Raw genomic sequence first — 1,838 nt, forward strand, 5'->3', positions numbered from 1 at the left:
GGGATGGCGGAATGCGGGATCGAGTTTTTTTTTTTTTAATGATACGGCGACCACCGAGATCTACACTCTTTCCCTACACGACGCTCTTCCGATCTGTTACACCCCCACTTTACCGTGGTATCCCACGGTCTACCGGTCACTCAGAATCGATAATCACATCCCCTGATTCTGAAAGCCTTGCGTAAGGTACTGATTTTTCGAGGATTTTGTGCACCAGTTCGCTGTCGCGTAATGGCTGCTTTCCTTGCTTTATCAGTATCTTATTGAATTCTATAGCTTTTTGCCGAATAGCTTCCTGCTCGGCAGTCGTCAGTCTTACGTTCGTGGCCATGCCATCACCGTTCATCAAATTCCCTCCAATAATACATGTGTGCACGTTGACACGTATTGACGTGTGCAGTTCCACATGTGTACATTCCTCTCCCATGTTACTTGTGTGCATGTGTAAGGACGCTCCGCATGATGATCGACTGGCTCACCGTTTCCCAGGAGCACGACCACGACCTACCTGTGGTCTGTGACGTTTTCACGTTGACCATCGATTCCAATACCAACGAGGTCTTGAGTACTCGCCAGCCTCGTTTTAAACATGAAGCCAGCCATTCCACGTCCGTTACTATCCATGTTCAGGGTCGAAAAGTTCGTGTCGAAGGCAATCCCAGCAGAGTAGGTCGACTTGATAACCTTTTTGGCTACACCTCAGTTGAACAGTGCATATCTGTCTACAACGCGTTATTGCGTGAATACGGGCTTCCTGCTTTCACACGTTGCACACGCCTTGAATTGCGCCAAGGCGTATCAGGCGCTAAATCGAGTGATCTTGTTGCCGATGGGGCCAAGATTGAACGAATCGACCTGACAACTAACATTGCTCTAGGCGAGGGTAATGTTCTTGCCTATCTTCGCGGTGTATCTAGCCAGCGTATTGGACACTCAATAGGTTTTTTATATCCAAATGGTCGAACTGTTTCTTGGACCCCAAAGGGCAATGGGCAGGGCGGTCGTCTTCAATATCGTAAGGGTTACGATAAAGCATTTGAAATGGATCAGAATCTTTTACCTAAGATTAAGCGTCTTTATGGTGAAGACTCTGAGCAATTTAAGTATGTACTTGATCTTCGCAATTACTGTTTCCATAACGGTGTCGTCCGTATGGAACAAGAATTAAAGAGTGAACTCCTCCAGCGAGAGGCCCTGTGTTACTGGGGTATGTTTAACGAGAGCCGATTTGGCGAACTCCACCGTGAGTTTCTTAAAATAGACGAAAGGTTAAAGGTGACAGCTATGGATATAGTTAGCATCAGTGAGCAATTGGTTGCTGAGAAAATCGTTGACTCTACTCGTTCAGCCAATACCACAGCTATGTATGCAATCCAATGGATGCATGGTCAGGTCTTTGATTTTAATAAAAAGCAGGTACAGACCCATGCTGCTCGCCTTAATCGTATTGGTATAAACATTCGTAATGCGTGCGACACTTCTCGTTTTGCACCTGTTTTTGTTCGCCAGTGCCGTGAGGTTTGCAAGGCCGAACTTGCTGTACCTCTCTGGTACCGCCGCGCTAATCACTTGCAGTTGGCAGCATGAAAACTATTAATGGCTACTCATGCGATTGCTGTTCTTCTGTTCTCGTTCTTGATACTGAACTTGATGAGTTTTCCTCTTTTTCATTTTCTAACCAGTCTGATCATGTATGTGATTTTTGTGTTTTTGGTGTTGTTACAGATCATCTTGAGGTATCAGATGCGCACAGTTAGCTTTCAAGGTGTTCAGTTAACCTCCGGCCAGAAGCTTCGTCTTCAACAGCAGCTTCACGTTCGTGAGTTTATGAACCCCGT

At 45.9% G+C, this 1,838-nt stretch carries 2 protein-coding genes and 1 pseudogene; 2 read left to right on the top strand and 1 reads right to left on the bottom strand.

The window, feature by feature from the left end; translation table 11 throughout:
- Window positions 1–136: 136 nt before the first annotated feature.
- On the bottom strand, window positions 137–346 hold the full coding sequence (locus P406_RS26685) for a hypothetical protein (protein WP_020313137.1): 210 nt from the start codon (window positions 344–346) through the stop codon (window positions 137–139).
- Between the two features lie 113 nt (window positions 347–459).
- On the opposite strand from P406_RS26685, the gene P406_RS26690 reads away from it, so the two are divergent.
- The gene (locus tag P406_RS26690; RefSeq protein ID WP_046237865.1) at window positions 460–1,587 is read left to right on the top strand and encodes a phage/plasmid replication domain-containing protein; all 1,128 of its coding nucleotides are present in this window, start codon (window positions 460–462) and stop codon (window positions 1,585–1,587) included.
- A 9-nt stretch (window positions 1,588–1,596) separates the two neighbouring features.
- A pseudogene (locus tag P406_RS29610) lies at window positions 1,597–1,838 on the top strand (hypothetical protein); the annotation flags it as partial.

Origin of the sequence: Pseudomonas syringae pv. coryli str. NCPPB 4273, assembly GCF_000972175.1 — a bacterium.
Taxonomy (GTDB): Bacteria; Pseudomonadota; Gammaproteobacteria; order Pseudomonadales; family Pseudomonadaceae; genus Aquipseudomonas; species Aquipseudomonas syringae.

Coding starts and splice junctions, on each gene's coding strand:
- P406_RS26685 (WP_020313137.1), bottom strand. CDS start 346: ATGAACGGTGATGGCATGGCCACGAACGTAAGACTGACGACTGCCGAG.
- P406_RS26690 (WP_046237865.1), top strand. CDS start 460: ATGATGATCGACTGGCTCACCGTTTCCCAGGAGCACGACCACGACCTA.